Below are 1,702 nucleotides of genomic sequence, written 5' to 3'. Positions count from 1 at the left end.
GCGGGATGGACGCGCAATGTGAGTCCCGCCAGGGATTCCTCGATATATCGCTCGCCGCCCTCATGACGAAGACGGCTGTAATCGATATAGGAACCGGGACGGTCGTTGACGGCCCTCCAGAGGCTTGTCACATGAGGGGTCTCCTGCTTGAGCCGCCGGAAGAGTTCGCCCAGGCCGTGGTCCTCTGTGCCCTTCGTCTCGACGATGGCCATGATATGCCCCGTCGCCTTTGACTCCCTGAGGACGAGATGACGGAGCGTTCCTTTTTTCGCTTGCTCGTTGTAGGGAAAAAGACCCTCTCCATGCATGTGGTCCTCGACCACGCTGAGTATCCTTTGCAGGCCGTCGGAGAAGATCCTGCAGCCGGGAACGGGCAGAACGGCGGAACGGCCGGTCCCGCCGGCAGTCGTGCCGCCGCGCATCCCGGCGATGACCGCGTTACCCTTATAGCCGAAGGCCAGTTCTATCTTGCTCCGGTAGAAATAAACCCGGGGCGAGGGAGTGATCTCTTCGAACCGGTCTTCAGCAACGTCGAGACGGCCGATCCTTTTCAGGGATTCCCTCAGGTGGGAGGACTTCATCTCGAGCTGCCGGGCATAATCCATGGACTGGATGGTACAGCCCCCGCAGGCTCCGAAATGAGGGCAGGCGGGTTCAACCCGCAAGGGCGACGGCTCCTCGATGGCTACGACCACTCCGTGGCCGTAGCGCTTCTCCCGCTTCACGATGCGGATGGCCACCCTGTCGCCTGGTATGGTGCCGGGAACGAAGACCACGAGGTCACCGGCCTTCGCCACTCCCGAGTCACCGGGCATGGCGATATCCGTAACGGTGACGCTTAAAGCGTGTCCGTCACGGGAAGAGAGGTTAGGATCACGCTTCATCGACCGAGGCCGATCTCTTCCTGACAGGGAAGGAGACAGTGAATGTCGTCCCGCCCGAGGCGAGGCATTCTTCCCTGCCCTTGATGGCGGGGCATTGGGAGATATTTCCCGGGCAGAGGTCCCGGTCGGTGGGGATGTGGACGCAGCGGCTGCTTTCGAAGGAGATGTCGAAGCCGAAGCGCAGGGAATAGTACTTGATCCTCAAAAGGTCGAGCCCTTTCCCCCCCGCGCCGAACTCCAGCGGTTTCCGTGAGGAGTAAAGGTCTGTTTCCTTCGCGTGATGCAGTCCGTCGAGGAGGTAGCGCTTGTCCTCTTCCGTGATGCCGATGCCGGTGTCCGTGACGCTTAGCAGGATCCGGTCATCCTTCTGTTCGAGGCCTATTCTTATGATGCCTCCGTCCGGCGTGTTCTCGATGGCGTTCTTGATGAGACCCTCGGCGATGTCCCGGAGGACCTGGGGGTCCATGGAGATGAACAGGTCGTTCGCCCCGTCCACCCTGATGTCGAGGCTTCGTCCCGGCAGCCGGCCTTTCATGCGTTCGACGATGGAGACAATGAAGGTGTAAAGGTCGATGGACTGAAAGAACTGCGTACTTGCCGCGAAGTACTGGCCGACCCATTCCCTCAGGGAATTCCAGTGGCTGCGGACGTCGGCGGGGACCTCGGAGAGGCTTTCCATCCTTTGCCACAGCCGGTCGAGGTCGCCAACGAGCATGACCGCCTCGAGTTCCTGGGAAAGCCTGAATATCTGGTCCGTTTCACGGGAGATATTGAAGAGCCTCTGGAGGTTGCGTTCGATGGAATCCACGAGTTCCCGT

At 60.5% G+C, this 1,702-nt stretch carries 2 protein-coding genes; both read right to left on the bottom strand.

What is annotated here, in order from left to right:
• On the bottom strand, positions 1-884 hold an 884-nt coding region (locus tag GXX82_17900), incomplete at its 3' end, for a class I SAM-dependent RNA methyltransferase (protein ID NLT24918.1).
• A partial coding sequence (locus tag GXX82_17895) for a sensor histidine kinase (protein NLT24917.1) occupies positions 874-1,702 on the bottom strand: 829 nt, incomplete at its 5' end. The genes GXX82_17895 and GXX82_17900, both read right to left, overlap by 11 nt.

It is taken from the genome of Syntrophorhabdus sp. (assembly GCA_012719415.1).
Taxonomy (GTDB): domain Bacteria; phylum Desulfobacterota; class Syntrophorhabdia; order Syntrophorhabdales; family Syntrophorhabdaceae; genus Delta-02.
This window is presented reverse-complemented; position numbering and strand designations above follow the sequence as displayed.